Origin of the sequence: Pseudomonas sp. HMWF006, from assembly GCF_003061205.1 — a bacterium.
GTDB lineage: Bacteria > Pseudomonadota > Gammaproteobacteria > Pseudomonadales > Pseudomonadaceae > Aquipseudomonas > Aquipseudomonas monsensis.
The window spans coordinates 1-1,296 of record NZ_QAIU01000534.1; the positions used below are offsets into that span (position 1 = coordinate 1).

3 protein-coding genes are annotated in these 1,296 nt (G+C 56.9%); 1 reads left to right on the plus strand and 2 read right to left on the minus strand.

Annotated elements, in window-relative coordinates; genetic code table 11:
• Positions 1–151: 151 nt before the first annotated feature.
• Both DBR24_RS24035 and DBR24_RS24040 read right to left on the minus strand, forming a co-directional pair.
• Entirely contained in the window at positions 152–349 is a 198-nt protein-coding gene (locus DBR24_RS24035) for a helix-turn-helix transcriptional regulator (RefSeq protein ID WP_123462826.1), read from the minus strand.
• Positions 346–720, minus strand: a complete 375-nt coding sequence (locus tag DBR24_RS24040) for a hypothetical protein (protein ID WP_123462828.1) — start codon at positions 718–720, stop codon at positions 346–348. Before DBR24_RS24040 ends, DBR24_RS24035 begins: the two co-directional genes overlap by 4 nt.
• Before the next feature lie 232 nt (positions 721–952).
• On the opposite strand from DBR24_RS24040, the gene DBR24_RS24045 reads away from it, so the two are divergent.
• A partial coding sequence (locus tag DBR24_RS24045) for a hypothetical protein (protein ID WP_218278146.1) occupies positions 953–1,296 on the plus strand: 344 nt, incomplete at its 3' end.

The window sequence follows — 1,296 nt, forward strand, 5'->3', positions numbered from 1 at the left end:
GGCTCCTGGACGGTGGGCGGGCAGGAGTTATCAGAGCGCGTTGTGGGGTAAAGCGCACCTGTCAGATCTGACAGGGGGCGACGAGTGGCAGGTGGGGTGGGGGCTTCCCCTCAACCATAGAATCTCCCACAGGGATGTGGGTGTGGACAGGTCAGCATTTGCCATCGTCAAAGATGCTTTCAATCGGCATCTCGAACGCCCGGGCAATTTGAAACGCCAATGGCAGGCTCGGGTCGTACCGCTCGTTTTCGATGGCGTTGATCGTCTGGCGTGAGACGTTCAGACGTTCCGCCAAATCGCCCTGTGACCATTTGCGCTCGGCACGCAGTGCCTTGAGACGGTTTTTCATTGGTAGCGGCGCCGAGCGATTTGCAGGCCGAGAATCCACATCGCGCCCATCACGGGCCACACGCATGTCCACGGAATATGGGGAGCGCCAACGTTTTCCAGAAAGCCGTAACTGAAAGTCACTAGCGCCGACGCGGCGAAAGCAAAGCCCAGCGCTTCAAACTGGATGCGCAAATGCATTTCGTCCATGCGCCGCAGGTTGCGCACGATGGCCCAGCACATCAGTCCCGCCGGAATGACCGGGGTCATTGCGACGGCCGAGCGCAGCACGATAGGGGCGTCCATCAGATATTGCGAGGCAATCAATGATGCCGTCAGCACCAGCATGTAGAGGATTAAGGCCGCGCCCATTTCGAGGTAGAACCGGTTCATGCTTGAACTTCCTATGTAAAATACCCTTTACATAATTGCTGATGTTTTTTTCGATGTAAAGTACGCTTTCCATCAGGTTGGTAACTTCGACAGGCTTGAACTGGAGGTTTTTTGCGTAGGTCCTGGGTTGGTGTCGCGCTTTCTGGACAGAGTAATGGCCACTCAGTAGCATTCGCGCCCAACGGACTTTCCCTTCGCACGTCGTCCGACGTGGAATGCTCAAGGAATCGACATGCGCGACACCCCCGATGGTCAACGAACGGTCGTGACCCTGGTCAACGGCGAGATTCGCTGTGAAACCCAGATCAGTTTCAGCTCCGTGTCGCTCGTCGATGGCGAGGTGCGGGTGCATACCGCTCAAGGCAATCAACTGGACGTTGCGGTGCCCGGGGCGGACTTTGTTTTGCGTTTTGATCAGGCTGGGGGGCAGCAGATTCCGCTGGCGCAACAGGCGCCGGTTGAAGCGGTGCCTGTCGATGACAGTGTGAAATTGTTTACCTCGAAAACCGTGTGGATCACTCTCGCACTGTTGTTCTTCGTCGGTTCGGTCTTCGGTTGGCTGGGGTTGGTGGTTGC

Excerpts from the sequence above, each read along its gene's own strand:
- DBR24_RS24035 (WP_123462826.1), bottom strand. The coding sequence starts at position 349 with ATGAAAAACCGTCTCAAGGCACTGCGTGCCGAGCGCAAATGGTCACAG.
- DBR24_RS24040 (WP_123462828.1), bottom strand. The coding sequence starts at position 720 with ATGAACCGGTTCTACCTCGAAATGGGCGCGGCCTTAATCCTCTACATG.